The following is a 26,125-nucleotide window of genomic DNA, read 5'->3' as shown; positions in this document are numbered from 1 at the left end:
CAACCCCTGTGAGGTTCCGTTTTGTTGATCGCAGCTGTTCGTTGATTCAAGATCCGTCGTCGCTCAAGAGCCGTCCGTCCTGGGCAGACCGCACTCCCGTCCTCACCCACCCCTCATCCGCCGCCCCCTCCCAACACCCCACCCGCCAGCCCGATCACCACGGGCAGCACACCGACCGCGACGAAGGCGGGCAGGAAGCACAACCCGACGGGCGCGGTGACCATCACCGCCGCTCGGCGTGCCCGTGCCGTGGCGCCGCGGGCCCAGTCGGCGCGAGCGTCCGCCGCGATCCGCGCGACCGGTGCCGCCGCGGGGAGTCCCGACACGTCGGCCCGTTCCAGCAGCCGGGCCAGGGCGTCGGCGCCCGGCGTGGCGGCCAACCCGCGCCAGGCCTCGGCCGGTTCACCACCGAGCCGAACCTGCGCCGCCCCGCGCGCCAGCGCCTCCCCGACCGGACCGCCCAGGGCCTCGCCCACGGCCTGCGCGGCGATCACCGGACCGGCACCGGCCGCACTGCAGGCGGCCACGAGATCGGCGGCGAGCGGCAGTTGCCGGGTGGCCTCACGCGGGTCGAGAGACTCGCTCGTGGCTGCCGTCGTCCGCCGTCGGCGCCACCGCCACACCCCGACCGCGGCGACCAGCCCCACGACGACACCGACGCCCCCGCCGACCAGCACCCACCCGGCACCGACCACGGCGGCCGTCGGCCACCAGCGCCGTACGGAGTCCGCCGCCACGAAGCGCCGACCCGGGACGGTGGCCGCACAGTCCAGCAGCTCGGCCAGCCGCCTGCGCACCCGGCGTTCCCGGCGTACGCCCGTCGCCCAGCGCACGACCCACACCACGGCCAGCACCGCCCCCAGGGCCACCCCCAGCCTGTGGACAACTTCCGCGCTCACGCCGCCTCCGCTCCCCGCACGATGCGCAGCGCCCACCACAGACCCACGCCTTCCAGCACCGCGCCCAGCAGCAGGCAGCCCAGCCCCGCGCCGGTGTGCAGCAGCACGTGCAGCGGGTCGGCGCCGAGCGCGGTGCCGAGGAGGATGCCGAGCGCCGGCAGCGCGGCGAGCATCACCGCCGTGGAACGGGATCCCGCCAACTGGGCCCGCACCTCGGCGCGCTGGTCGCGTTCCGCCCGCAGGGCGGCCTCCAGCCGGTCGAGTCCGGCGGCGAGACCCGCGCCACGGTCGACCGCGACCCGCCAGCACGCCGCCAGCCCCAGCAGCCCGTCGGCTCCCGGCTGCAGGGCCGCCACCGCGAGCGCCTCCGGCACGTCCCCGCCGAACCGTGCCGCCGCCAGTACCGCCGCCTGCCCCTCACCGAGCCCACCGGAGTCCCGCGCGGCCCGCAGCAGGGCCTCGCCCGGCTGCCGCCCGGCCCTCACCTCCCCGGCGAGCGCCGAGCACAGCGCGATCACCGCATCGCCCCGCCGCTCCCGCGCCCGCCGTGCCTCGCCGGCGAGCCGCACCCGCCGCAGCACCGGCACCCCGGCCGCCCCGGCGACGACCGGCAGCGCCGACGACCCGAGCACCCCGAGCACCAGCCCGACGACCGGCGCCCACCACTCGACGCGCAGCCGCCCCCGGGCCCGCCGCAGCTCGTCGACCCACCGCCGCCCTGCCGGAGGACCACTGCCCACCACGCCGGGGCCGGCCAGCAGCAGTCGCGCCCGTCGTGCGCCGGAGTGCCGGTCGCTCATCACCCACGCGGCCGCCCCGGCGCACACCAGGGCCGCGCTCATCGCCGTCTCACCCATGCCGCTCACCGCTCCTTCCCGGTCCCTGCCACGCGGGCAGTCCCCCCTCGTCCTCCGCGAGCCCCGGTCCCCAGCCGCCACCACAGAGCAGCTCCCGCAGCCGCCCCCACCCCCGCTCCCGCGCGAAGGCCTCCGCGCCCCACCGCAGGGCGGGCACCGTCCGCACCAACCCGGAGTCGTCCCGCTCCAGCACGTGCACCTCGGCGATCCGCCGTGTCCCGGTCCGGTCCCGCACGAGGTGCAGTACGACCGACAGCGCCGCCGCCAACTGGCTGTGCAGGGCGGCCCGGTCGAGCCCGGCCGCCGTACCGAGGGCCTCCAGGCGGGCGGGGACGTCGGCGGCGGCGTTGGCGTGGACGGTCCCGCAACCGCCCTCGTGGCCGGTGTTCAACGCGGCCAGCAGATGCACCACCTCGGCCCCGCGCACCTCGCCGACCACGAGCCGGTCGGGCCGCATCCGCAGCGCCTGCCGGACCAGGTCCTCCAGCGTCACGAGACCGGCGCCCTCCTGGTTCGCGGGCCGCGTCTCCAGCCGCACGACATGCGGATGGTCCGGCCGCAGTTCCGCCGAGTCCTCCGCGAGCACGATCCGCTCGTCCGGCCTCACCAGCCCGAGCAGCGCACTGAGCAGGGTCGTCTTCCCGGTGCCCGTGCCGCCGCTGATCAGGAAGGACAACCGCGCCCGAAGCAACGCCCGCAGCACCCGGTCCCCGCCCGGCGGCACCGTGCCCGCCGCCACCAGTTCGTCGAGGGTGAACGCGCGCGGGCGGACGACTCGCAGCGACAGGCACGTGCTGCCGACGGCGACCGGCGGCAGCACCGCGTGCAGTCGCGTGCCGTCCGGCAGGCGGGCGTCGACCCACGGCCGGGCGTCGTCCAGGCGCCGCCCGGCCACCGCGGCCAGCCGCTGCGCGAGGCGCCGGACGGCCGCCGCGTCCGCGAAGGACACGGACGTCAATTCAAGGCCGCCGCCCCGATCGACCCACACCCGGTCCGGCGCGGAGACCAGCACGTCCGTGACCGAGGGATCGGCGAGCAGCGGCTCCAGTGGACCGCTGCCGACCAGCTCCGACCGCAACTGCTCGGCCGCGCCCAGGACTTCCGCGTCGCCGAGCACCCGGCCCTGCTCGCGCAGGGCCTGCGCCACGCGCGCGGGTGTGGGCTCGGCGCCGCTCTCGGCCAGCCACTGCCGCACCCCGTCCAGCAGGGGCCTCGCCACGGCGCTCATGCCGCACCCGCCTCGACCAGCGCCCGCTCCCAGAACTCGAGGCAGAACCGGGCCAGTAGGCCGCGCCCGTCCGCGCCGGGCGGTGTCCTGCCCTCGGCCGGGCGCAGCAGCCCGGCCTCGACGGGCACCTCGCCGGCCAGCGGCAGGCCGAGCAGCCGGGCCACCTCACGGTCGTCGAGGCCGGGCGCGTACGGCCCGCGCACCGCCACGCGCAGATCGCGCAGCAGCATGCCGGCCACTGACGCCACTCGGGCCGCCGCCGCGACCGCGCGCAGTTCGGCGGGGACCACGAGGAGCCCGATGTCGAGCTGGGCCAGGGCCTCGGCCGTTCCGTCGTCGATCCGCCGCGGCAGGTCGACGACGACCGTGCCGCCCCGGCGCCGGGCCGCGGCCAGCACCGCCCTTACGGCCTGCGGCGGGATGGCGACGCAGTCGCCGCGGTCCCAGCTGAGCACCCGCAGCGAGTGCAGCTGGGGCAGGGACTCCTCCAGGGCACCGCTGCCGACCCGGCCGCGCGAGGCGGCGAAGGCGGGCCAGCGCAGACCTTCGGCGGTCTCGCCGCCGAGGAGTACGTCGAGTCCGCCACCCAGCGGGTCGGCGTCCACGAGCAGGGTGCGCAGTCCCTCACGCGCGGAGGTGACGGCGAGCGCGCAGGCGAGCGTGGACGCTCCGGATCCGCCCCGGCCGCCGATCACGCCGACGGTGAGCGCGGGCCTGCCGACGCCCTCGGTGACGTCGGCGATCCGGTCGACCAGCCACTGCTCGCCGTCGGGCAGCATCAGAACGTGGTCGGCGCCGATCTGGACCGCGCGTTTCCACACGCCGGGGTCGTCCTGGTCGCGGCCGACCAGCACCACCCCTCGTCTGCGCGCGGCTCCGCGGACGCGTCGCGCGGCGTCGTCCCCGACCAGGACCAGCGGCGCTGTGTCCCAGCCGCCGGCGCGGTCGGGCACGGTGTGATGGACCTCCGGTGTGGCTCCGGCCGCCGCGCACAGGCGCAGCAGGTCGTCGAGCAGGTCGGCGTCCTCGGTGACGATCAGCGGTCGGCCCGGCCGCCCTCCGGCGGCGGACGGCGGATCGTGTGTGACGGTTCCGGCCACGGTTTCCTTCCCCCTTCGCTGCTTGTCCGCTTCACTCGCGCAGCCCCTGCGGCCCCGCGATTCGCATACGTGTGAAGAACCGGCAAGCGGCCTCCATATGAACGGCCGACGCAATCCGGCCATGCGCACCCGGCAATCGGAACCGGCCAGGAACTCGCCGCGAGCGGGTCGCGCAGGAATCACGGTGCAGCGATCCCGGAAATCGTGTGGATCTTGGTCGATAACTGTGGACAACTCGGTGGTTGTGAATATCGCCGTCCCCCATACCGGTGAGCCCGGCGCCATCTCCTGTGCGACTTCCGCAGAGCAGTCCACCCGCTACGCAAAGTAACGAATCATGGACATGCAAAAGAGGCGGCCGCGGCCGCCTCGATGCGGCACCGGGGCCGCGAGAGGAAGGGAAAAACCCACCCGGACATGCGACGACCCCCGCCGGGGGGGAGAGCGGGGGTCGTCCCCACGGCCGACTCGGGGGGGGAGGAGTCGGACCGGGTTAGCACGGTCGCGAACGATCCGTGACTTCCATGGTGTACCCGAGAGCCTTCTCAGGCAAACCCACACGCCCCACCTTACGCCGAATGGGCTGCCCCTATGCTCTGGGTCGTGGAAAACCACTCGATGCCCCGCACAGCCGCCTTCTTTGACCTGGACAAGACGGTCATTGCGAAGTCGAGCACCCTCACCTTCAGCAAGTCCTTCTACCAGGGCGGCCTGATCAACCGCCGCGCCGTCCTGCGCACCGCGTACGCCCAGTTCGTCTTCCTCGCGGGCGGCGCCGACCACGAGCAGATCGAGCGCATGCGCGCGTACCTGTCCGCGCTGTGCCGCGGCTGGAACGTCCAGCAGGTCAAGGAGATCGTCGCCGAGACGCTGCACGACATCATCGACCCGATCATCTACGACGAGGCCGCCTCGCTCATCGAGGAGCACCACACCGCCGGACGGGACGTCGTGATCGTGTCCACGTCGGGTTCCGAGGTGGTCGAGCCGATCGGCGAGCTGCTCGGCGCCGACCGCGTGGTCGCCACCCGCATGGTCGTGGGCGACGACGGCTGCTACACGGGCGAGGTGGAGTACTACGCCTACGGGCCCACGAAGGCCGAGGCGATCCGGGAGCTGGCCGAGTCCGAGGGATACGACCTTTCACGCTGCTACGCCTACAGCGACTCGGCGACCGATGTTCCGATGCTGGAGTCGGTGGGAAATCCGCACGCGGTGAATCCGGACCGCGCACTGCGTCGTGAGGCCATCGCGCGCGGGTGGCCGATTCTTGATTTCCACCGTCCGGTCAGACTCAAGCAGCGTCTGCCCGCGTTCTCCGTACCGCCGCGTCCGGCTCTGGTCGCGGCGGCTGCCATAGGCGCCGCGGCGGCCACCGCCGGCCTTGTCTGGTACACCAGCCGGCGCCGGACGCCCTCGCTCTGACCTGCCGCAACACCCAGTGGGTCGGCACACTGACGCCTCTCCTCACCCTGTGGACCCAGAGTAAAGAAGCAGGCCGCCACTTCCGCTTGCCCTTCACCTGGAGTACAAAGGAGACAACGGCCCGCGAGACCAAGGACATCCGAGAGGATCACCCTTCAACCGCATTGGCCCCACGGACCGCGCATGAACACCGGGCACCCACGCGACGTCGACCCGTCGATTACGGGCCAGCCGCACCAGGTGACGGGCAAAGATCCCGGCCTGATGGGCGCATATCGAGGACGCTTGGTAACTCGGTGGGCATGCCAGCGGCGGTACGAGAAATTCGTACCGCCGCAACCCTTTTCCGGACAAGAATCCGCCCAGGCGCGCGTGCGCCCTTCCCGTCGGTCTACGCCGCCCCGCGCTGGAGCGCCTCGCACACCGCCGTCGATTCGCGCGCGCCCAGCTCGACCGCCCGGCCGCAGTGCGCGATCCACGCCGCCATGCCCTCGGCGGTGCCGGAGAGGTAGCCCTCGAACGCCGCCAGGTAGGCCGTGCGGCCCAGCTCGGCGTGTCCAGCCTCGGCCGGGCAGACCGACTTCGGGTCCAGACCGCTGCCGACCAGGACGATCCGCTCGGCCGTGCGCGCGACCAGGCCGTTGTGCGAGACGAAGGGGCGCAGCGCGAGCAGCTCGCCGTGCACGACGGCGGCCGTCACCAGCGCCGGCGCCGAACTCCCCGCGATGATCAGCTCGGACAGCCCCTCCAGGCGCCCGGACACCTCGGCCGCGCTCGGCAGCGGCTGTTCGATCAGCGGCTCGTCGACCGGCTCGCCCTCCTGCCGGGGCCGCCCCACCTGGTCGGCCTTGTCCGCGGCCGCCACCAGGTGCAGCCGGGCCAGCACCCGAAGCGGCGACTGCCGCCAGATGGACAGCAGCTGACCGGCCTCGGCGGTCAGCCGGAGCGCCGCGCCCATCACCCGGGCCTCGCCGTCGCCGCTGAAGTCGGTGCGGCGGCGTACCTCTTCGAGGGCCCAGTCCGCGCCGGACAGCGCGCCGGAGCCGCGGGACCCGCGCAGCGCGGCCTCGGAGGTGATCTCGTTGCTGCGCCGGCGCATGATGCGGTGCCCGTAGACCCGGTCCACGGCCTTGCGCACGGACTCCACGGACTCGGCCACGCCGGGCAGTGATCCCAGGGCGGCTAGCGGATCGGCGGTCGCGCCTGTCGTACTCATGAGTACGACCCTACGCACCCGGCGCGGATACCCCACGAAGGAGTGGTCTTCTTCACGCGTGGCCGGGTCCCGGGGCCGGCACCCCACTACGCTTGATGAACATGAAAATTGCTTTCGTTGGCAAGGGTGGCAGCGGAAAGACCACCTTGTCCTCCCTGTTCATCCGTCACCTGGCGGCCGTCGGCGCCCATGTCGTCGCGATCGACGCCGACATCAACCAGCACCTCGGGGCAGCGCTCGGGCTCGACGAGGCGGAAGCCGCCCGGCTGCCCGCGATGGGCGACCGACTGGCGCTGATCAAGGACTACCTGCGCGGCACCAATCCGCGCATCGGCTCCGCCGAGTCGATGATCAAGACCACGCCGCCCGGCGAGGGGTCGCGCCTGCTGCGGGTGCGCGAGGACAACCCGGTCTACGACGCCTGCGCCCGGCCGGTGGAACTCGACGGCGGAGCCGTCCGTTTGATGGTCACCGGCCCCTTCACGGACGCCGACCTCGGGGTCGCCTGCTACCACTCCAAGACGGGAGCGGTGGAGCTGTGCCTGAACCACCTGGTGGACGGGCCCGACGAGTACGTCGTGGTGGACATGACGGCGGGCTCGGACTCCTTCGCCTCCGGCATGTTCACCCGCTTCGACATCACGTTCCTCGTAGCCGAGCCGACCCGGAAGGGGGTCTCCGTCTACCGCCAGTACAAGGAGTACGCCCGCGACTTCGGCGTCGAGCTGAAAGTCGTCGGCAACAAGGTGCAGGGCCAGGACGACCTCGACTTCCTGCGCGCCGAGGTCGGGGACGACCTGCTCGTGACGGTGGGGCACTCCGACTGGGTGCGTGCCATGGAGAAGGGCCGGCCGCCCCGCTTCGAGCAGTTGGAGGATGTCAACCGCCGCGCCCTGGACACGCTGCGGACGACCGCCGACGGGACGTACGAACGCCGCGACTGGGAGCGCTACACCCGTCAGATGGTGCACTTCCACCTGAAGAACGCGCAGTCCTGGGCGAACGAGCGGCACGGGGCCGACCTGGCGGCCCAGGTCGACCCCGACTTCGTGCTCAGCGAGGGTGTCGTCGAGCCCGCCTGACGCGGCCTACAGTCCGTCCGCCGGCGCGCCGGGCGCACCCTTCGGGGCCGGGGCGGGGCGGGCGGACAGGAAGGACTCCCAGCCCTGCTTCGGGGCCTCGCCGACCTTCAGCGTGCGCAGCTTCTGGAGGGTCTTCGGCTCCTGGGCGTCCAGCCAGTCGACGAGCTGGCGGAAGGACGCGCAGCGCACCTCGGGCTTGGTGCACACCTGCTCGATGACGTCCTCGACTGCACGCATGTAGGTGCCGCCGTTCCAGGACTCGAAGTGGTTGCCGATGATCAGGGGCGCGCGGTTGCCGTCGTAGGCCCGCTGGAAGCCCCGGAGCAGGCCGTCACGCATCTGGTTGCCCCAGAACTGGTACTTGTTCGGGTCGCCCTGGGTGGTGGTGCCGGACTGGTTGATCATGAAGTTGTAGTCCATGGTCAGCTGCTCGTAGCTGTGCCCGGGGAAGGGCACCAGCTGCATGGACACATCCCACAGGCCCTCCTTCTTGCCGGGCCAGACCTGGTTGTTGACGCCGCTGGTGTCGTAGCGGAAGCCCAGATCCCTGGCCGCCTTGCGGAAGTTGGCCTGACCCTCCAGGCAGGGGGTGCGGGCCCCGATCAGTTCCCGGTCGTAGTCGAAGGGCAGCGGAGAGGCGTCCTTCAGGTCGCTGTTGGTCTTCCAGGACTTCACGAACTGCTTGGCCTGGGCGATCTCGTCCTTCCACTCCTCGACCGACCACTGCCCGACACCACCCTCGGGGCCGCAGAAGTGGCCGTTGAAGTGGGTGCCGATCTCGTTGCCCTCCAGCCATGCCAGCCGCAACTGCTTCACGGTGTCGGCGATGCCCTGCCGGTCGTTGAATCCGATGTCGGAGCGGCCCGGTGAGTGCTGCGGCGGCTTGTAGAGGTCGCGCTTCTCCTCGGGCAGCAGGTACACGCCGCTGAGGAAGTACGTCATGGTGGCGTTGTTGGCCTTGGCCACCTCACGGAAGTGGGAGAACAGCCGCTGGCTGTCCTCTCCCGCGCCGTCCCAGGAGAACACCACGAACTGCGGCGGCTTCTGACCGGGCTTCAGCCTTTCGGGACGGGGCAGACGGGGCTGCGCACCGGTGAAGGCGGTCGAGCCGTCCCCGATCAGCCGGACGGCGCTCTTGGGCGCCGGCGCGCCCTCACGAGCCGCGGCCCCTCCCCCCGAACTGTCGGAACCGGCCCCGCAGCCGGCGAGTGATGCGGCACAGACCGCGGCGCCCACGGCGCCCACGGCGATCCTCTGGGTGGCGGCCATCCCGCCCACCTTCCTTCTCCAGTCGATGAGTCGGCAGCGCCGCCAAGGTCGCACGGAGCCCAGAGGGAATTAGTACGACAAGCCGATGAAATGTCCACTTCACTCTCAGAGGTGATTGGTTAACCCATTTGCCCGGAAAATCCATGCTTTACCTTTACTCTGGATTACGATTCGTTTACTGAAAGTTGCTGATCCCGCCACTGCACGCCGTGACCCACGGCCGCGACCCGCCCCCGCCCCGAGCGGGGAACCCCCCGTTCCGCGACCGCGCTGCCCCGGAGGAGACGGGAAATATGTCAGCCTGCGTCCCCACACGAGCCACCGACCCGCACGGGTCCCAGCGAGTCCATCCACCCCACAGCCCGCCGCACCGGCGCCGCCGGTTCCGTATCGCCGGCGCCGACGTCTCGGCCTCGATCGCTGTCTTCCTGATCGCGCTTCCGTTGTCCCTGGGCATCGCCCTGGCCACCGGCGCTCCGCTCCAGGCCGGGCTCGTCGCCGCGGCCGTGGGCGGTCTGGTCGCCGGGCGGCTCGGCGGCTCGCCCCTCCAGGTGAGCGGCCCCGCGGCCGGCCTCACCGTCGTCACCGCCGACCTCATCCACCGCTACGGATGGCGTACGACATGCGCCATCACCGTCCTCGCCGGGCTCGCCCAGCTCGGTCTGGGCTGCCTGCGCGTGGCCCGCTCCGCGCTCGCCGTCAGCCCCGCGATCGTGCACGGCATGCTGGCCGGCATCGGCGTCACCATCGCCGTCGCCCAGCTGCACATCGTGCTCGGCGGCACCCCGCAGAGCGTCGTCCTGGACAATCTGCGCGCACTGCCCGCCCAACTCGCCCATCTGCATCCGGCCGCCGTCATGACGAGCGCGCTCACGCTCGCCCTGCTGCTGGCCTGGCCCCGGCTCCCCGGCCGGGCGGGCCGCATGCTGCGCAAGGCACCGGCCGCGCTCGTCGCCGTCGCCGGGGCCACCGCGGCGGCCTCGCTGGCCGGCCTCACCCTGCCCAAGGTCGAGCTGCCCAACTGGAGCAGCCACGCCCTGGCCGGACTGCCGGAGGGCCCGGTGCTCGGCCTGGTCGCCGCCGTGCTCAGCACCACGTTGGTGTGCAGCGTGCAGTCACTGCTCGGGGCGGTCGCCGTCGACAAGCTCGCCGCGAACCGGCCCGGCCTCGCGGCTCGCGCCCCGCGCTCCGACCTGGACCGTGAGCTGCTGGGTCAGGGCGCCGCCAACATCGTCTCCGGCGGACTCGGCGGACTGCCGGTCGCGGGCGTGGCCGTGCGCAGCACCGCCAACGTGCACGCGGGCGCCGTCAGCCGGAACTCCACGATGCTGCACGGCGTTCTCGTAGTGATCGCCACGCTGCTGATGGTCCCGGTCCTGGAGCTCATCCCGCTCGCCTCGCTCGCCGCCCTGGTGATGGCCGTCGGCATCCAGATGGTGTCGCTCAACCACATCCGCACGGTGACCCGCCACCGTGAGGTGCTGGTGTACGTGGTCACCACCCTCGGCGTGGTGCTCCTGGGCGTCCTGGAGGGCGTGGCGCTGGGCATCGCCGTGGCGGTCGGCGTCGCCCTGCACCGCCTCACCCGCACGCGCATCACCCACGAAGTGACGGAAGGAGTCCATCACGTACAGGTACGGGGACAGCTGACGTTCCTCGCGGTGCCACGGCTCAGCCGGGCCCTGCATCTCGTGCCTCAAGGCGCCGACGTCGTCGTCGAGTTGGACGGCTCGTTCATGGACCACGCGGCGTACGAGACCTTGCAGGACTGGCAGAACACGCACACCGCGACGGGCGGCACCGTGGAGCTGACCGGCCGCCGCGCCGGTGTCCGCATCGCCGAGCCCATGAGCTTCCCCGACCACCGGGGGGAGACCGGTGCCGACGAGCCGGACCCCTCCGCCGCTTGCCGTTGCAGCCCGTGGACGCCATGGCGCAACCACCAGTGCGAGGTGCAGCGACCGCTGCTGCAGGCGCCGGTGGGTGCGGGGCGGCAGGGAGCGGCGGACGGTTCCGGCGAACATGCGGACCATGCGGGCTCTGCGAGCTCTGAGGGTTCCACGAACTCCGAGGGCTCCGATGGCTGGAGGGCCACTGAGGCCGAGGGCTCCGAGGGCCAGGAGGATTCTGGTGGCTCGAAGGGCTCTGACGGCTTGGACGGCTCCGGCTGCTTGGGCGGCTTCGAGGGCTTGGAGAGCTCGACAGGCGCACGCTCGGCAGGTCCGACGAGCTCGGCAGTCGCAATGAGCGCGTCGGGCGCGCAGGGCTCACCACTCGCCGACAGCCGTGCGGACTCCACCGGCTCCTGCAGTCCCCAGGGCTCTGCCGGTTCCGCCCTGCCCTACACCACCGTCGGCGGCTCCGCCCAGTCCGGCACCCCACTGACCCCGTTCAGCCCAGGAAGCACCACCCCCGCTGATACAACTGACCCCTTCAGCATCAGCGCCCCCATCGGTGACCTCTCTCTCCCCGTCACCTCCAACAACAGCAACGGCATCCCCACCACCAACAACTCCCCCTCCGTCAACGACACCCGCGGCAGCCTCCAACTGGCCCGAGGCATCAGCGCCTTCCAGAGCAACACGGCGCCCCTGGTCCGAGGCGAGCTCGCACGGTTGGCCCGGGAGGGACAGCGCCCCGCGCAGCTGTTCCTGACCTGCGCCGACTCCCGTCTGGTCACCTCGATGATCACTTCCAGTGGTCCGGGCGACCTGTTCGTGGTGCGCAACGTCGGCAACCTGGTGCCGCGGCCCGGCGAGGAGAGCGGCGACGACTCGGTGGCGGCGGCGATCGAGTACGCCGTGGACGTGCTGCAGGTGCGGTCCATCACGGTGTGCGGCCACTCCGGATGCGGAGCCATGCAGGCGCTGCTGAACTCCGAGCCGGGCAGCACGCGCACGCCGCTCAGGCGGTGGCTGCGGCACGGGCAGCCCAGCCTGGAGCGCATGGCCGACGCCAGTCGGGCCTGGCCCCGGCTGGCCGGGCGGCCGCCCGCCGACGTGGCCGAGCAGCTGTGCCTGACCAACGTCGTGCAGCAACTGGAGCACCTGCGCGCTCACGAGTCGGTGTCGCGGGCACTGCGCGAGGGAGCGCTGGAGCTGCACGGCATGTACTTCCACGTGGGGGAGGCGCAGTCGTACCTCCTGACCGAGACGGACGAGGAGCAGGTGTTCGACACCGTCCGTGCGGCGGACCTGTCCGCATGACCGGCGGCCGGGCGCCCAGCGTGGGCGGCGCCCGGCCGCCCGCCCATGCCTCCCGCAGCCCACGCCGTCCGCGGTGTGAGCCGTGCAACTCGGCTGAACCGGCTCAGGGTGCCGTCCGTGGGAAGGGATGACCAGGCGTCGGGCGAGGTCCGGGACCGGCCTGGCCGTGCCAGGGGCGTGCCGGGACCACGCCCTCGACAGGTCTAAACCAATATCCCGTCGACCCTTGTCATCGGGCCACCAGGTCTGATGAGCTGTGGCCTGGGACACAACGGACACCCTTCGAGAGGGAGATGTCGTGAGCAACGAGAGCCTGGCCAACCTGCTCAAAGAAGAGCGCAGGTTCGCGCCCCCCGCCGACCTGGCCGCCAACGCCAACGTCACGGCGGAGGCGTACGAACAGGCCAAGGCTGACAGGCTCGGCTTCTGGGCCGAGCAGGCCCGCCGACTGGCCTGGGCCAAGGAGCCGACGCAGACGCTGGACTGGTCGAACCCGCCGTTCGCCAAGTGGTTCGCGGACGGCGAGCTCAACGTCGCGTACAACTGTGTGGACCGGCATGTCGAGGCCGGGCACGGCGACCGCGTGGCCATCCACTTCGAGGGCGAGCCCGGCGACAGCCGCGCCATCACCTACGCCGAGCTCAAGGACGAGGTCTCCAAGGCCGCCAACGCCCTGCTGGAGCTGGGCGTCCAGAAGGGCGACCGGGTCGCCGTCTACATGCCGATGATCCCCGAGACCGCGGTCGCGATGCTGGCCTGCGCCCGGATCGGCGCCGCGCACTCCGTGGTCTTCGGCGGCTTCTCGGCGGACGCGCTCGCGACGCGCATCCAGGACGCGGACGCCAAGGTCGTCATCACCGCCGACGGCGGCTACCGGCGCGGCAAGCCGTCCGCGCTGAAGCCGTCCGTGGACGAGGCCGCCGAGAAGGCGGGCAACGTCGAGCACGTCCTCGTCGTCCGCCGGACCGGCCAGGAGGTCGCCTGGACCGAGGGCCGGGACGTGTGGTGGCACGACCTGGTCGAGCGGCAGGCGGCCGAGCACACGCCGGAGGCGTTCGCGGCGGAGCACCCGCTGTTCATCCTCTACACGTCCGGTACGACGGGTAAGCCGAAGGGCATCCTGCACACTTCCGGCGGCTACCTCACCCAGACGTCGTACACCCACCACGCGGTCTTCGACCTCAAGCCGGAGACCGACGTGTACTGGTGCACGGCCGACGTCGGCTGGGTGACCGGGCACTCGTACATCGTCTACGGGCCGCTCGCCAACGGCGCCACCCAGGTCATGTACGAGGGCACGCCCGACACCCCGCACCAGGGCCGGTTCTGGGAGATCGTGCAGAAGTACGGGGTCACGATCCTCTACACGGCACCGACCGCGATCCGTACGTTCATGAAGTGGGGCGACGACATCCCCGCGAAGTTCGACCTGTCCAGCCTGCGGATCCTCGGCTCGGTCGGTGAGCCGATCAACCCGGAGGCCTGGATCTGGTACCGCAAGCACATCGGCGCGGACCGCACCCCGATCGTGGACACCTGGTGGCAGACCGAGACCGGCGCGATGATGATCTCACCGCTGCCCGGCGTCACCGAGACCAAGCCCGGTTCGGCGCAGACGCCGCTGCCCGGCATCTCCGCGACGGTCGTCGACGACGAGGCGAACGAGGTGCCGAACGGCGGCGGCGGCTACCTGGTGCTCACCGAGCCGTGGCCGTCGATGCTGCGCACCATCTGGGGTGACGACCAGCGGTTCCTCGACACGTACTGGTCGCGCTTCGAGGGCAAGTACTTCGCCGGTGACGGGGCGAAGAAGGACGACGACGGCGACATCTGGCTGCTGGGCCGCGTCGACGACGTCATGCTGGTCTCCGGGCACAACATCTCCACCACGGAGGTCGAGTCCGCTCTCGTCTCCCACCCCTCCGTCGCCGAGGCGGCCGTGGTGGGCGCGGCGGACGAGACGACCGGGCAGGCGATCGTCGCGTTCGTGATCCTGCGCGGTACGGCGGCCGAGACCGAGGACCTGGTCGCCCGGCTCCGCGACCACGTCGGCACCACGCTCGGCCCGATCGCCAAGCCGAAGCGGATCCTGCCGGTGGCGGAGCTGCCCAAGACCCGCTCCGGCAAGATCATGCGCCGCCTGCTGCGGGACGTCGCCGAGAACCGCCAGCTCGGTGACGTGACCACGCTGACCGACTCGACGGTCATGGACCTCATCCAGGCGAAGCTCCCGGCCGCTCCCGGCGAGGACTGAACCCGGCGCAGACGGGGCACCCGGCGAAGGACGCGACAGGCGCGCCGGGTGCCCCATTTGCACGTAAGGTGTAGATCACCTGCCCGGCCCGCCGTATCCAGGTAGGCTGAGGAACGCGTCAACAACGCGACACCGCGCGGGACAACGCTCAGGACAAGCTGCAAAGGTGCGCCGGGAAGTCTGGTCGGCACGTCGTTCGTGCTGCCCATCGACCGGAGGTCTTCCCGTGACCGCGCCCAGCACCGCCCGCAAGGCCTTCGCCCGTCTGTCCCTGCCCGAGCGGACCTACCTCGCGGACGCGCTGCGCACCGAGACGGTCGGCGGTGTCCTGCTGCTGATCGCCGCGGTCCTCGCGCTCGCCTGGGCGAACATACCGGCGCTCGGACACAGCTACGAGACGGTCGCCCACTTCCACATCGGTCCCGCCGCTCTCGGTCTCGACCTCTCGATCGCGCACTGGGCCGCCGACGGTCTGCTCGCGATCTTCTTCTTCGTCGCCGGCATCGAGCTCAAGCGCGAGCTGGTCGCCGGTGATCTCCGCGACCCGAGGGCGGCGGTCCTGCCGGTGGTCGCCGCGCTGTGCGGCATGGCCGTACCGGCGCTGGTCTACAGCCTCACCAACGGACTCGGCGGTGGCTCCCTTGCGGGCTGGGCGGTGCCCACCGCCACCGACATCGCCTTCGCGCTCGCCGTGCTCGCGGTCATCGGTACGTCGCTGCCGAGCGCCCTGCGCGCCTTCCTGCTGACGCTCGCCGTCGTGGACGACCTGTTCGCCATCCTGATCATCGCGGTCTTCTTCACCGACTCGCTCGACTTCGCCGCGCTGGGCGGCGCCGTCGCCGGCCTCGGCGTCTTCTGGCTGCTGCTGCGCAAGGGCGTGCGCGGCTGGTACGTCTACGTTCCGCTGGCCCTGGTGATCTGGGCGCTGATGTACAACAGCGGTGTCCACGCCACCATCGCGGGCGTCGCCATGGGCCTGATGCTGCGCTGCACCACGCGCGACGGCGAGGAGCACTCCCCCGGCGAGCACATCGAGCACCTGGTGCGCCCTGTGTCGGCGGGCCTCGCCGTACCGCTGTTCGCCTTGTTCAGCGCGGGCGTCTCGGTCTCCGGTGACGTCCTGGCGGACGTGTTCGGCAGGCCGGAGACGCTGGGCGTGGTCCTCGGCCTGGTCGTCGGCAAGACGGTCGGCATCTTCGGCGGCACCTGGCTGACCGCCCGCTTCACCCGCGCCTCGCTCAGCGAGGACCTGGCCTGGGCGGACGTCTTCGCCGTCGCCTCGCTCGCCGGCATCGGGTTCACCGTCTCGCTGCTCATCGGCGAACTGGCCTTCGAGGGCGACGCGGTGCTGACCGACGAGATCAAGGCCGCCGTACTCACCGGCTCGCTGATCGCGGCGCTCATCGCGACGGTTCTGCTGAAGGTACGGAACGCCAAGTACCGCTCGCTGTGCGAGGCCGAGGAGCGCGACGACGACCTCGACGGCATCCCGGACATCTACGAGGAGCACGACCCGGCGTACCACCTGCGGATGGCGGAGATCTACGACCGGAAGGCCGCCGAACACCGCCGGCTCGCCGAAGTGAGGGCGGCCGAGCTTGCCGAAGTGGGCGGCGGGGCAGGCGATGAGGGCGACGGTCCGGCATGATCTGACGAGACGGTACAAAAGACGGGACCGTGCACAGTCAGACAGCAGACGGACCCCGTACGCAGAAGTACGCAGAAGAGGGAGACCGCGATGAGCGCACCCGACGGCAGCCCGGTCGGCGCCGAACGCAGCATCGGCCAGCTGTTCGCCTCCGCGACGGCCGAGATGTCGGCGCTGGTGCACGACGAGATCGCGCTGGCCAAGGCCCAGCTGAGGCAGGACGTCAAGCGCGGTGCGACGAGCGGCGGCGCGTTCACGGCGGCCGGCGCGGTGCTGCTGTTCTCCCTGCCGATGCTCAACTTCGCACTGGCGTACGGCATCCACACCTGGACCGACTGGAACCTGGCACTCTGCTTCCTGTTGTCCTTCGCGGCGAACGTCCTGATCGCCCTCGTCCTCGCGCTGATCGGCCTGGTGTTCGCGAAGAAGGCCAAGAAGGGCAAGGGCCCGCAGAGGGTGGCCGCGTCGGTGAAGGAGTCGGCGGGCGTGCTGCAGAAGGCCAAGCCGCACCCACGCCCCGCACGGCCGGAGCTGACCGAGCTTCCGCGGGACCGCGCGCCGGAGGCCATCGAGGCTGTGGCACGCTCGACGTCATGACGGAATCCGGCACCCCCTCGGCGCAGCCCGCATCGGTCGTCCGGCCCGAAGGCCCCTGGACGCACCGGGACGTGGCGGCGAACGGCGCCCGCTTCCACATCGCGGAGCTGGGCGACGGACCGCTGGTGATGCTCGTGCACGGCTTCCCGCAGTTCTGGTGGGCCTGGCGGCACCAGCTGGTCGCGCTCGCCGACGCCGGGTTCCGGGCCGTCGCCATGGACCTCAGGGGCGTCGGCGGCAGCGACCGCACGCCCCGGGGTTACGACCCGGCCAACCTCGCCCTCGACATCACCGGCGTGGTCCGCTCGCTCGGTGAACCGGACGCGGCGCTGGTCGGGCACGACCTCGGCGGCTATCTCGCGTGGACGGCGGCCGTGATGCGGCCGAAACTGGTACGCCGCCTGGTGGTGGCGTCGATGCCGCATCCCCGGCGCTGGCGCTCGGCGATGCTCGCCGACGTGCGGCAGACGGCGGCGAGTTCGCACATCTGGGGGTTCCAGCGGCCGTGGATCCCGGAGCGGCAGCTCGTCGCGGACGACGGGGCGCTGGTGGGCCGGCTGATCCGGGACTGGTCCGGGCCGCGGCTGCCGGAGGACGAGGCGGTGGCGACGTACCGGCGTGCGATGTGCATTCCGTCGACGGCACACTGCTCCGTCGAGCCGTACCGCTGGCTGGTCCGCTCCCTGGCCCGGCCCGACGGCATCCAGTTCAACCGCAGGATGAAGCGCCCCGTGCGAGTGCCGACGCTGCATCTGCACGGCTCCCTCGACCCGGTGATGCGCACCCGCAGCGCGGCCGGCTCCGGCGAGTACGTCGAAGCCCCGTACCGCTGGCGCCTGTTCGACGGACTCGGCCACTTCCCCCATGAGGAGGACCCGGTGGCGTTCTCCAACGAGCTGATCAGCTGGCTGAAGGACCCCGAGCCGGACCGCTGAGATTGGCCCGGGTCTCGCTCATCCGGACGGCGGGCTAAGAGCCCGGGCAGTCGCGCGTCGACGCGTTCGGCATGCGGAGCGGTACGTCTGTACGACGAACTGCCACATGCCTGGCGCATAAGCCAATTGGGCGCCCGGGACGCGGTTATCGACCTTGGGACGGGGCAGACGTCGGGGTATGGGCTGGACGCACGACTACAGTGACGCAGCACGCACTCGCCGCTCGGGCAACGGCTCGAGCTCCCACCGCCGGGGCGCCCCGCAACTGGCGGGCACGGACGATCCGAGGGTGGGCATCCCGCGCATTCTGCGCCGCCGGGCCCGCTGGGTCTCGGTACGGCTGCGTCACCCGCGCGGCTGACCCCCGTACGGCCGGCGGGCCGGCCGTACGCACACCTCACAGGGCGCAGCTGTCGCTGTCCACCTGCTGGTTCGCCGTACGACCCTCGGTGATGTCCTCGCGGATCTCGTCGACGGTCAACGCGTACCCCGTCTCGGCGTCGTCGAGCGACTTCGCGAACACGACGCCGTAGACCTCGCCCTCGGGCGTGAGCAGGGGACCGCCGGAGTTGCCCTGGCGGACGGTCGCGTACAGCGAGTAGACGTCGCGGCGGACCGTGCCCCGGTGGTAGATGTCGGGGCCGTTGGCGGTGATGCGCCCGCGCACGCGCGCGGACCGCACGTCGTACGCGCCGTTCTCCGGGAAGCCGGCGACGATCGCGCTGTCCCCGCTGACCGCGTCCTCGGTGGAGAACTTCAAGGCGGGCGCGTCCAGATCGGGTACGTCGAGTACGGCGATGTCGCGCTCCCAGTCGTACAGGACGACCGTCGCGTCGTACCGCCGGCCCTCGCCCCCGATCTGGACGGTGGGTTCGTCGACGCCGCCCACGACGTGCGCGTTGGTCATCACGCGGCGCTCGCCGAAGACGAAGCCGGTGCCCTCCAGGACCTTGCCGCAACTCTCGGCCGTGCCCATCACCTTGACGATGGAGCGCTGGGCGCGGGCGGCGACCGGGCTGCCCGCGAGGGCCGGGTCGGGCGGCTGGACGTCGGTGATGGGCTCGTTGGCGAACGGGCTGAAGACCTGCGGGAAACCGTTCTGCTTCAGTACCGAGGCGAAGTCGGTGAACCAGGTGTCGGCCTGCCCGGGCAGCGCCTGGTCGACGCCGTGCAGCACCCTGGAGTTGCGCACCTCCTTGCCGATGGTCGGCAGGGTGGTCTGGGCCAGGAGGGAACCGAGCAGCCACGCCACCAACAGCATGGCGGCGACGTTGACGAGGGCGCCGCCGGTGGCGTCCAGGGCGCGGGCCGGCGACCAGGTGATGTACCGGCGCAGCTTGCTGCCGAGGTGGGTGGTCAGCGCCTGGCCGACCGAGGCGCAGACGATCACGACCACGACGGCGACCACGGCGGCCGTGGTGCTCACCTCGGAGTCGGTGAGCGCGTCCCAGACGAGGGGCAGTGCGTAGACCGCGACGAGGCCGCCGCCGAGGAAGCCGATCACCGACAGGATGCCGACGACGAAGCCCTGGCGATAGCCCACGATCGCGAACCACACGGCGGCGACCAGCAACAGGATGTCCAGCACGTTCACCGCTTCTAGCCTCGCCTCATCACTTCGCGATCACTCCTGGTCGGCCGGGGCCCGGCAACAGCACGAAGGTCACCCTGTCATGACCGCCAGTCGAGCGGGACCTGCTTGCCGCGGTCCCACGGTCTCTCCCAGCCCGCGAAGTGCAGCAGGCGGTCGATGATTCCGGCCGTGAAGCCCCAGACAAGGGCCGATTCGACCAGGAATGCCGGACCTCGGTGGCCGCTGGGGTGGGTGGCGGTGGCACGGTTGGCGGGGTCCGTGAGATCAGCCACGGGGACCGTGAAGACGCGCGCCGTCTCGTTCGGGTCGACGACGCCCACCGGGCTCGGCTCCCGCCACCAGCCCAGCACCGGCGTCACGACGAAGGCGCTGACCGGGATGTAGAGCTTGGGGAGCACGCCGAACAGCTGCACACCGGAGGGGTCGAGACCGGTCTCCTCCTCCGCCTCGCGCAGCGCGGCCCGCAGCGGCCCGTCGCCCTGCGGGTCGCCGTCCTCGGGGTCGAGGGCGCCACCGGGGAAGGAGGGCTGCCCGGCGTGCGAGCGCAGCGAGCTCGCCCGCTCCATCAGCAGCAGCTCGGGGCCGCGCTCACCCTCGCCGAACAGGATGAGGACCGCGGACTGCCGGCCCGCGCCGTCCTTCGGCGGCAGGAACCGGCTCAACTGGCGCGGCTCGACCGTCTCCACGGCGCGCACCACGGGGTCCAGCCAGCCGGGCAGCCCCTCCTTGCTGAGCACCACCGGGCCGCCCTGTGTCTCGCTCGCACGTGTCATCGCCACCCCCGTCGTCCTGATGCTTCCAACGCGGCACGGCACCGAGATCGTTCCGGGCAGGGCGGAGGCGTCGCTGCTTCCGTCATCCGGCCCCCAGGGGCGGGGCCGGCCTGCCGCCCGCGTCCAGATACGCCTGCGGGGGCTTCAGACGCTGGCCGGGGAAGCCGCCCTTCTCGTACTTGAGCAGCTTCTTCGCCTTCTCCGGGTCCGTCTCGCCCTCGCCGTACGCCGGGCAGAGCGGGGCGATGGGGCAGGCCCCGCAGGCGGGCTTGCGGGCGTGGCAGATGCGGCGGCCGTGCCAGATCACGTGGTGTGAGAGGTCCGTCCAGTCGCTCTTCGGGAACAGCGCGCCGACGGCGGCCTCGATCTTGTCGGGGTCGGTCTCGTCCGTCCAGCGCCAGCGGCGCACCAGGCGCTGGAAGTGCGTGTCCACGGTGATGCCGGGGCGGCCGAAGGCGTTGCCGAGGACGACGAACGCGGTCTTGCGGCCCACGCCGGGCAACGTGACGAGGTCTTCGAGCCGGCCCGGGACCTCGCCGCCGAAGTCCTCCGTGAGGGCCTTGGACAGCCCTATGACCGACCTGGTCTTGGCCCGGAAGAAGCCGCACGGCCGCAGGATCTCCTCCACCTCCTCGGGGTTGGCGACGGCCAGCTCCTCGGGGGTGGGGTACTTGGCGAACAGCGCCGGCGTGGTCTGGTTCACGCGCAGGTCGGTGGTCTGGGCGGACAGGACCGTCGCGACCAGGAGCTGGAAGGGGTTGTCGAAGTCGAGCTCCGGGTGCGCGTACGGGTAGACCTCGGCGAGTTCGCGGTTGATGCGGCGGGCCCGGCGGACCAAGGCGGTACGGGACTCGTCGCTCGGCGCCTTCGGGGTGACCGTCTTCGCGGGCGCGGCCTTGGTCACGTGGGCGGAGGCCTTCTTGGGAGCTACGGTGGGCTTCTTGCGCCCGAGGGCGGCTTTCTTGACGGGTCCCGCGCTCTTGGCGGTCGCCTTCTTGACGGGTCCCGCGCTCTTGGCGGTCGCCTTCTTGACGGGTCCCGCGCTCCTGGCGGTCGTCTTCTTGGCCGGAGGCTTCTTGGCCGCTGCCGGTTTCGCGGCGCCGGCCTTCCTCGCCGGGGCGGCTTCTCCGGCCGGGGCGGCCTTCTCGGCGGTGGTCCTCCCGGCGGCCGCCGACTTCCTGGCGGTAGCCCGATTTGTCACCTTTGCCGCTTTTCCTCCGCCGCCGGAATCCTGTTCGCCCACAGCGGAATCTCGACGTACAACCACCCGTCAGCCCCCTAGGCCTGTGCTCTCACCGGCGTTTTGGACACCCGGCCAGCCTAAGCCCCGGCACCGACATCCGCCCCGGACCCCGAAGATCAGCGCCCAATTGGACCCCTGCCACCTCCCACGGGTCAGCGGTGCGGCATCCTTGTGACAGATCACACTGTTCGGACGGTCCGGCAAAATGGGCACCAGGGTGCCTTGGTACACCCGGGGAAACCAGATCCCCTGAGCAGGTCGACAAGGAGAGAACTCGTGGACGACGTTCTGCGGCGCAATCCGCTCTTCGCGGCGCTCGACGACGAGCAGGCCGCGGAGCTGCGCGCCTCCATGAGTGAGGTGACCCTCGCGCGGGGTGACTCCCTGTTCCACGAGGGCGACCCGGGTGACCGGCTCTACGTGGTCACCGAGGGCAAGGTGAAGCTGCACCGCACCTCGCCCGACGGCCGCGAGAACATGCTGGCCGTGGTCGGCCCCGGCGAGCTCATCGGTGAACTGTCACTCTTCGACCCGGGCCCGCGTACGGCGACCGCCACCGCGCTGACCGAGGTCAAGCTGCTCGGTCTCGGTCACGGAGACCTCCAGCCCTGGCTGAACGCCCGTCCCGAGGTCGCCGCCGCGCTGCTGCGTGCCGTCGCCCGGCGCCTGCGCAAGACCAACGACGCGATGTCCGACCTCGTCTTCTCGGACGTCCCCGGCCGTGTCGCGCGCGCCCTGCTGGACCTGTCCCGCCGGTTCGGCGTGCAGTCCGAGGAGGGCATCCACGTCGTCCATGACCTCACGCAGGAGGAGCTGGCCCAGCTGGTCGGCGCGTCCCGCGAGACGGTCAACAAGGCGCTGGCCGACTTCGCGCAGCGCGGCTGGCTGCGGCTGGAGGCACGCGCGGTGATCCTGCTGGACGTGGAGCGCCTGGCGAAGCGCTCGCGGTGACGCCCGGCCCCGTCGGGGCGGTGTGGACACCACCGCCCCCCAAGGGCCTCGACGCCGACGGCTGCCTCGCGCGTGAGGGCTCCCTCGCGCGCGTCCAGACCCGTTTCCGACCCGTCGTCGCCGCCGCCCGTGACCGGCTGCCGGAGGTCTTCGGCGCACGGCTGCACAGTGCGTACCTCTACGGGTCGATCCCGCGCGGCACCGCGCGCGTGGGGCGCAGTGACCTGGACCTGCTGGTCGCGCTGCGGGAGGAGCCCGGTGACGCGGACCGGGCCGACGCCCGTGCCCTGGGGCAGGCGCTGGACGGCGAGTTCCCCGAGATCGACGGCGTCGGGACGCTGCTGTACAGCCGCGCGCGGCTGCTGAGCGAGCTGGAGACGCACGACCTGGGGTGGTTCGTCGCCTGCCTGAGCACCCGGCTGGTGGGGGAGGACCTCGCCCGGCTGCTGCCGCGCTACCGGCCGGACAGCCTCCTCGCGCGCGAGACCAACGGCGACCTCGCCCTGCTGCTGCCCCGCTGGCGTGAACGCATCGCGGGCACCGAGGACTCGGACGTGGCCCGGCGTCCACTGGTGCGGTTCATGTCCCGGCACCTCGTACGCACGGGGTTCACCCTCGTGATGCCCCGCTGGGGCGGCTGGACCAGCGACCTGGCGGAGATGGCCGCGATCTTCGGCGCGTACTATCCCACGCGCGCGGAGCGGATGCGCGCGGCGGCCGCCCTCGGACACGAGCCCACGGGTGACCGTGCCGTCCTCAGGGCGTACGTCGACGACCTCGGTCCCTGGCTCGCCGAGGAGTACGCGCGCGTGCACGGCGTCAAGGCGCCGAGGCCCGACTGAACGGGGCCCGCCCGGTGGCCTGCGCCCGTTCGCGCACCGCGATGCGGGCCGGCTTCGTCAGCATCATGCCGTTGCGGACCTTGACCAGGTAGTCCACGGGAAGGCCGTGCATCCGGATGCCGGGGCCCCTCAACGCGTGCCGGTCGAGGGTGAAGTGGGTGCCCTCGCCCCAGGGGAGCAGGGTCATGGCGATGCGGGCCGCGCCGAACGGGTCCGCCGCCGCCTCCAGTTCGAGGCGGCGCCGCGGTTCGCAGATGCGGACGACGCAGATGTCGTCGAGGGTCAGGCGGCCGACGCCGACCCGGACCCGCAGGCGGGCGCCGGCGTTGGGCCAGTGCGGGTCCACGGCGAGGACCTGCTGCGTTCCCGTCACCCATTCCCCGTAGCGGCGGCCGTCGGAGAGCAGGGCCCAGACCTCTGACGGAGGGGTGGGAATCAGACGGCGGTTCCGGGCCACGCCGACCACGCTCCTTCGAGGACACGGACGTCTCCTCAAGGGTGAGGGCGCCACGACGGGGCCCCACCTCGGCACTCCGGCCGCGCACCTCCACCCCGCCGCCGCGCAGCGCTAGATGAGCCCGTGCTCCTCCAGGTAGTCCAGCTGGGCCCGCACCGACAGCTCCGCCGCCGGCCACAGGGAGCGGTCCACGTCGGCGTACACGTGGGCGACGATCCGGGACGGGGTGCGGTAGCCGTCCTCGACGGCCGTCTCGACCTGGGCCAGACGGTGGGCGCGATGGGCGAGGTAGTACTCCACGGCGCCCTGGGCGTCCTCCAGGACGGGCCCGTGGCCCGGCAGGACGGTGTGGACGCCGTCGTCGACCGTGAGGGACCTCAGCCGCCGCAGGGAGTCCAGATAGTCGCCCAGGCGGCCGTCCGGGTGCGCCACGACGGTCGTGCCGCGTCCCAGGACGGTGTCCCCCGTCAGAATCGCCTGGTCGGCCGGGATGTGGAAGCTGAGCGAGTCCGCGGTGTGGCCGGGCGTCGCTACGACCCGCAGCTCCAGGCCGCCGACTTCGACGACCTTCCCGGCCGCCAGCCCCTCGTCGCCGAGCCGCAGCCGCGGGTCCAGGGCCCGTACCTTGGTGCCGGTCAGCTCGGCGAAGCGGGCCGCGCCGGCCGCGTGGTCCGGGTGGCCGTGGGTCAGCAGGGTGAGGGCGACCCGCGTGCCGGCCCGCTCGGCGGTGTCGACGACGTGACGGAGGTGCCCCTCGTCCAGCGGGCCCGGGTCGACCACCACGGCCACCGAGGAGCCGGGCTCGGACAGGATCCAGGTGTTCGTGCCGTCCAGCGTCATCGCGGAGGGGTTGGGCGCGAGGACGTTGACCGCGCGCGGGGTGGCCGGTCCGGTGAGGACCGCACCCCGGGGCCGGCCGGGAAGGGCGCTTGCGTCCGTCATGCGGGGGCTCCACCGTTCGGGATGTGCTTGGTGAACTCGTCGTGGCCCGGCCACGAGAGCACGATCTCGTCGCCCTCCATACGGGCCTGTGCCAGGACGGGCGTCAGATCGCGGCCCGGGGCCGCCGTGAGCGCCTCGGCGGCCGTCCCGTACGCCGTCAGCTGCCGCAGCGTCGCGATCGTGGGCGGCATCATCAGCAGCTCGCCCTTGTCGTACGACGCCGCCGCCTCGGCCGGCCGGATCCACACCGTGCGGTCGGCCTCTGTGGAAGCGTTGCGGGTGCGCTGGCCGCCGGGCAGGGCGGCGACGAAGAACCAGGTGTCGTAGCGGCGGGCCTCGAACTGCGGGGTGATCCACCGCGCCCAGGCGCCCAGGAGGTCCGAGCGCAGCACCAGGCCGCGCCGGTCCAGGAACTCCGCGAAGGACACGTCGCGCGCGACCAGGGCGGCGCGGTCGGCCTCCCAGTCGGGCCCGGTCGTGTCGCCGACGACGGAGTCGGGGGTCGGTCCGGCCAGGAGGACGCCGGCCTCCTCGTACGTCTCCCGTACGGCCGCGCAGACGATCGCCTGGGCGGCCGTCTCGTCGACGCCGAGCCGGTCCGCCCACCACGCGCGCGTGGGGCCCGTCCAGCGCACGTGACGTTCGTCGTCGCGCGGGTCGACGCCGCCGCCCGGGTACGCGTAGGCGCCCGCCGCGAAGGACATGGAGGCGCGGCGGCGCAGCATGTGCACGACGGGGCCGGAACGGGTGTCCTGGAGCAGCATGACCGTGGCCGCGCGCTTGGGGGTCACCGGCGTGAGCGAGCCCGCCGCCAGCGCGCGGATCCGGTCCGGCCACTCCGGGGGGTACCACTGACCGTTCGCCATGGGCGCGAGGCTATCCCGTGGTGAGCGGATGTTCGAGAGGCAGTGATCACCTCGGCTACTACGGCTGGACGAGCTCCACCTGGATCTCGACCTCCACCGGCGCGTCCAGCGGCAGCACCGCCACGCCCACGGCGCTGCGCGCGTGCACGCCCTTGTCGCCGAGGACCTCGCCGAGCAGTTCGCTCGCGCCGTTCAGCACCGCGGGCTGGCCCGTGAAGTCCGCGGCGGAGGCGACGAACCCCACGACCTTCACCACACGCGCGACGCGGTCCAGATCACCGGCGACGGACTTCACGGCCGCCAGGGCGTTCAGGGCGCAGGTGCGGGCGAGGTCCTTGGCCTCCTCCGGCGTGACCTCCGCGCCGACCTTGCCGGTGACCGGGAGCTTGCCCTCCACCATGGGGAGCTGGCCGGCGGTGTAGACGTAGGGGCCGCTCTGCACGGCCGGTTGGTACGCGGCCAGCGGCGGGACGACCTCCGGCAGCGTCAGGCCCAGCTCCGCGAGCCTCGCCTCGACCGCGCTCACGCCTGCTTCTCCCGCTTCAGGTAGGCCACCAGCTGCTCGGGGTTGTTCGGCCCGGGCACGACCTGGACGAGCTCCCAGCCGTCCTCGCCCCAGGTGTCCAGAATCTGCTTCGTGGCGTGGACGAGCAGCGGCACGGTTGCGTATTCCCACTTGGTCATGGGGCGACTGTATCCGCTGCTGACGGCGGTCCTCGCGGCCGACCGGAGTGACGGTTG

At 72.1% G+C, this 26,125-nt stretch carries 24 protein-coding genes; 10 read left to right on the top strand and 14 right to left on the bottom strand.

Annotated elements, in window-relative coordinates:
- Positions 1-113: 113 nt before the first annotated feature.
- From IPT68_RS19990 to ssd, 4 genes are read right to left on the bottom strand one after another with little or no spacing between them, the layout of a single operon-like run.
- Entirely contained in the window at positions 114-899 is a 786-nt protein-coding gene (locus tag IPT68_RS19990; protein ID WP_189695730.1) for a type II secretion system F family protein, read from the bottom strand.
- On the bottom strand, positions 896-1,756 hold the full coding sequence (locus IPT68_RS19985) for a type II secretion system F family protein (protein ID WP_228039778.1): 861 nt from the start codon (positions 1,754-1,756) through the stop codon (positions 896-898). The genes IPT68_RS19990 and IPT68_RS19985 overlap by 4 nt, the downstream gene beginning before the upstream one ends.
- Positions 1,749-2,984 (bottom strand): TadA family conjugal transfer-associated ATPase, encoded by a 1,236-nt coding sequence (locus IPT68_RS19980; RefSeq protein ID WP_228039777.1) that lies wholly within the window; start codon positions 2,982-2,984, stop codon positions 1,749-1,751. Before IPT68_RS19980 ends, IPT68_RS19985 begins: the two co-directional genes overlap by 8 nt.
- On the bottom strand, positions 2,981-4,084 hold the full coding sequence (gene ssd / locus IPT68_RS19975) for a septum site-determining protein Ssd (protein ID WP_189695731.1): 1,104 nt from the start codon (positions 4,082-4,084) through the stop codon (positions 2,981-2,983). Before ssd ends, IPT68_RS19980 begins: the two co-directional genes overlap by 4 nt.
- Positions 4,085-4,675: 591 nt before the next feature.
- Between ssd and IPT68_RS19970 the strand changes: the two genes are divergently transcribed.
- Positions 4,676-5,509 carry an HAD family hydrolase gene (locus IPT68_RS19970; RefSeq protein ID WP_189695732.1) on the top strand — a complete coding sequence of 278 codons (834 nt, stop codon included), beginning with the start codon at positions 4,676-4,678 and terminating at the stop codon, positions 5,507-5,509.
- Positions 5,510-5,900: 391 nt separating this feature from the next.
- Here the strand turns inward: IPT68_RS19970 and IPT68_RS19965 are convergent, their stop codons facing one another.
- On the bottom strand, positions 5,901-6,725 hold the full coding sequence (locus IPT68_RS19965) for a Fic family protein (protein WP_189695733.1): 825 nt from the start codon (positions 6,723-6,725) through the stop codon (positions 5,901-5,903).
- Between the two features lie 101 nt (positions 6,726-6,826).
- Here IPT68_RS19965 and IPT68_RS19960 point away from each other — a divergent pair, with 101 nt between their 5' ends.
- Positions 6,827-7,807, top strand: coding sequence for an ATP-binding protein (locus IPT68_RS19960; protein ID WP_189695734.1), 981 nt, complete (start codon positions 6,827-6,829; stop codon positions 7,805-7,807).
- Between the two features lie 6 nt (positions 7,808-7,813).
- Here IPT68_RS19960 and IPT68_RS19955 read toward each other — a convergent pair whose 3' ends face one another.
- Entirely contained in the window at positions 7,814-9,076 is a 1,263-nt protein-coding gene (locus tag IPT68_RS19955; RefSeq protein WP_189695735.1) for a polysaccharide deacetylase family protein, read from the bottom strand.
- 293 nt (positions 9,077-9,369) lie between these two features.
- Here IPT68_RS19955 and IPT68_RS34195 point away from each other — a divergent pair, with 293 nt between their 5' ends.
- The 6 genes from IPT68_RS34195 to IPT68_RS34190 all read left to right on the top strand — a co-directional run bounded on the left by IPT68_RS34195 (position 9,370) and on the right by IPT68_RS34190 (position 18,077).
- Positions 9,370-12,282: a SulP family inorganic anion transporter gene (locus IPT68_RS34195; protein WP_228039776.1), complete on the top strand. Its 2,913-nt coding sequence runs from the start codon at positions 9,370-9,372 to the stop codon at positions 12,280-12,282.
- A 298-nt stretch (positions 12,283-12,580) separates the two neighbouring features.
- Complete coding sequence (acs, locus tag IPT68_RS19940; RefSeq protein WP_189695736.1) at positions 12,581-14,536, top strand: acetate--CoA ligase; 1,956 nt, start codon at positions 12,581-12,583, stop codon at positions 14,534-14,536.
- Between the two features lie 226 nt (positions 14,537-14,762).
- Complete coding sequence (gene nhaA / locus IPT68_RS19935; protein WP_189695737.1) at positions 14,763-16,184, top strand: Na+/H+ antiporter NhaA; 1,422 nt, start codon at positions 14,763-14,765, stop codon at positions 16,182-16,184.
- A gap of 90 nt (positions 16,185-16,274) precedes the next feature.
- Complete coding sequence (locus IPT68_RS19930) at positions 16,275-16,781, top strand: phage holin family protein (RefSeq protein ID WP_189695738.1); 507 nt, start codon at positions 16,275-16,277, stop codon at positions 16,779-16,781.
- Positions 16,778-17,716: an alpha/beta fold hydrolase gene (locus IPT68_RS19925; protein WP_189695739.1), complete on the top strand. Its 939-nt coding sequence runs from the start codon at positions 16,778-16,780 to the stop codon at positions 17,714-17,716. The genes IPT68_RS19930 and IPT68_RS19925 overlap by 4 nt, the downstream gene beginning before the upstream one ends.
- 178 nt (positions 17,717-17,894) lie before the next feature.
- Positions 17,895-18,077, top strand: coding sequence for a hypothetical protein (locus IPT68_RS34190; RefSeq protein ID WP_228039775.1), 183 nt, complete (start codon positions 17,895-17,897; stop codon positions 18,075-18,077).
- A 36-nt stretch (positions 18,078-18,113) separates the two neighbouring features.
- Here the strand turns inward: IPT68_RS34190 and IPT68_RS19920 are convergent, their stop codons facing one another.
- The 3 genes from IPT68_RS19920 to nth all read right to left on the bottom strand — a co-directional run bounded on the left by IPT68_RS19920 (position 18,114) and on the right by nth (position 21,284).
- The gene (locus IPT68_RS19920; RefSeq protein WP_189695740.1) at positions 18,114-19,310 is read right to left on the bottom strand and encodes a MarP family serine protease; all 1,197 of its coding nucleotides are present in this window, start codon (positions 19,308-19,310) and stop codon (positions 18,114-18,116) included.
- Between the two features lie 77 nt (positions 19,311-19,387).
- The gene (locus IPT68_RS19915) at positions 19,388-20,083 is read right to left on the bottom strand and encodes an NUDIX hydrolase (RefSeq protein WP_189696166.1); all 696 of its coding nucleotides are present in this window, start codon (positions 20,081-20,083) and stop codon (positions 19,388-19,390) included.
- Between the two features lie 82 nt (positions 20,084-20,165).
- Positions 20,166-21,284, bottom strand: a complete 1,119-nt coding sequence (gene nth / locus IPT68_RS19910) for an endonuclease III (protein ID WP_189695741.1) — start codon at positions 21,282-21,284, stop codon at positions 20,166-20,168.
- Positions 21,285-21,602: 318 nt separating this feature from the next.
- On the opposite strand from nth, the gene IPT68_RS19905 reads away from it, so the two are divergent.
- Together IPT68_RS19905 and IPT68_RS19900 are read left to right on the top strand one after the other, a co-directional pair.
- Positions 21,603-22,277, top strand: a complete 675-nt coding sequence (locus IPT68_RS19905; protein ID WP_029382547.1) for a Crp/Fnr family transcriptional regulator — start codon at positions 21,603-21,605, stop codon at positions 22,275-22,277.
- Complete coding sequence (locus IPT68_RS19900) at positions 22,274-23,119, top strand: nucleotidyltransferase domain-containing protein (protein ID WP_228039774.1); 846 nt, start codon at positions 22,274-22,276, stop codon at positions 23,117-23,119. Before IPT68_RS19905 ends, IPT68_RS19900 begins: the two co-directional genes overlap by 4 nt.
- Here IPT68_RS19900 and IPT68_RS19895 read toward each other — a convergent pair.
- The 5 genes from IPT68_RS19895 to IPT68_RS19875 form a co-directional block, all read right to left on the bottom strand.
- Positions 23,097-23,576: an SRPBCC family protein gene (locus IPT68_RS19895; RefSeq protein ID WP_189695742.1), complete on the bottom strand. Its 480-nt coding sequence runs from the start codon at positions 23,574-23,576 to the stop codon at positions 23,097-23,099. The genes IPT68_RS19900 and IPT68_RS19895 overlap by 23 nt on opposite strands.
- Before the next feature lie 111 nt (positions 23,577-23,687).
- Positions 23,688-24,518, bottom strand: coding sequence for an MBL fold metallo-hydrolase (locus IPT68_RS19890; RefSeq protein ID WP_189695743.1), 831 nt, complete (start codon positions 24,516-24,518; stop codon positions 23,688-23,690).
- Entirely contained in the window at positions 24,515-25,384 is an 870-nt protein-coding gene (locus tag IPT68_RS19885; RefSeq protein ID WP_189695744.1) for an NUDIX hydrolase, read from the bottom strand. Before IPT68_RS19885 ends, IPT68_RS19890 begins: the two co-directional genes overlap by 4 nt.
- Before the next feature lie 58 nt (positions 25,385-25,442).
- On the bottom strand, positions 25,443-25,910 hold the full coding sequence (locus IPT68_RS19880; protein ID WP_189695745.1) for a RidA family protein: 468 nt from the start codon (positions 25,908-25,910) through the stop codon (positions 25,443-25,445).
- Positions 25,907-26,068 carry a DUF4177 domain-containing protein gene (locus IPT68_RS19875; RefSeq protein ID WP_003975360.1) on the bottom strand — a complete coding sequence of 54 codons (162 nt, stop codon included), beginning with the start codon at positions 26,066-26,068 and terminating at the stop codon, positions 25,907-25,909. Before IPT68_RS19875 ends, IPT68_RS19880 begins: the two co-directional genes overlap by 4 nt.
- Positions 26,069-26,125 lie beyond the last annotated feature (57 nt).

It is taken from the genome of Streptomyces chromofuscus (genome assembly GCF_015160875.1).
Taxonomy (GTDB): Bacteria; Actinomycetota; Actinomycetes; order Streptomycetales; family Streptomycetaceae; genus Streptomyces; species Streptomyces chromofuscus.
This window is presented reverse-complemented; position numbering and strand designations above follow the sequence as displayed.

What these genes read in the sequence shown, in the direction of transcription:
- IPT68_RS19985 (WP_228039778.1), bottom strand. Translation starts at nt 1,756, where the DNA reads ATGGGTGAGACGGCGATGAGCGCGGCCCTGGTGTGCGCCGGGGCGGCC.
- IPT68_RS19980 (WP_228039777.1), bottom strand. Translation starts at nt 2,984, where the DNA reads ATGAGCGCCGTGGCGAGGCCCCTGCTGGACGGGGTGCGGCAGTGGCTG.
- IPT68_RS19970 (WP_189695732.1), top strand. Translation starts at nt 4,676, where the DNA reads ATGCTCTGGGTCGTGGAAAACCACTCGATGCCCCGCACAGCCGCCTTC.
- IPT68_RS19965 (WP_189695733.1), bottom strand. Translation starts at nt 6,725, where the DNA reads ATGAGTACGACAGGCGCGACCGCCGATCCGCTAGCCGCCCTGGGATCA.
- IPT68_RS19960 (WP_189695734.1), top strand. Translation starts at nt 6,827, where the DNA reads ATGAAAATTGCTTTCGTTGGCAAGGGTGGCAGCGGAAAGACCACCTTG.
- IPT68_RS19955 (WP_189695735.1), bottom strand. Translation starts at nt 9,076, where the DNA reads ATGGCCGCCACCCAGAGGATCGCCGTGGGCGCCGTGGGCGCCGCGGTC.
- IPT68_RS34195 (WP_228039776.1), top strand. Translation starts at nt 9,370, where the DNA reads ATGTCAGCCTGCGTCCCCACACGAGCCACCGACCCGCACGGGTCCCAG.
- IPT68_RS19930 (WP_189695738.1), top strand. Translation starts at nt 16,275, where the DNA reads ATGAGCGCACCCGACGGCAGCCCGGTCGGCGCCGAACGCAGCATCGGC.
- IPT68_RS19925 (WP_189695739.1), top strand. Translation starts at nt 16,778, where the DNA reads ATGACGGAATCCGGCACCCCCTCGGCGCAGCCCGCATCGGTCGTCCGG.
- IPT68_RS34190 (WP_228039775.1), top strand. Translation starts at nt 17,895, where the DNA reads ATGGGCTGGACGCACGACTACAGTGACGCAGCACGCACTCGCCGCTCG.
- IPT68_RS19915 (WP_189696166.1), bottom strand. Translation starts at nt 20,083, where the DNA reads ATGACACGTGCGAGCGAGACACAGGGCGGCCCGGTGGTGCTCAGCAAG.
- IPT68_RS19890 (WP_189695743.1), bottom strand. Translation starts at nt 24,518, where the DNA reads ATGACGGACGCAAGCGCCCTTCCCGGCCGGCCCCGGGGTGCGGTCCTC.
- IPT68_RS19885 (WP_189695744.1), bottom strand. Translation starts at nt 25,384, where the DNA reads ATGGCGAACGGTCAGTGGTACCCCCCGGAGTGGCCGGACCGGATCCGC.
- IPT68_RS19875 (WP_003975360.1), bottom strand. Translation starts at nt 26,068, where the DNA reads ATGACCAAGTGGGAATACGCAACCGTGCCGCTGCTCGTCCACGCCACG.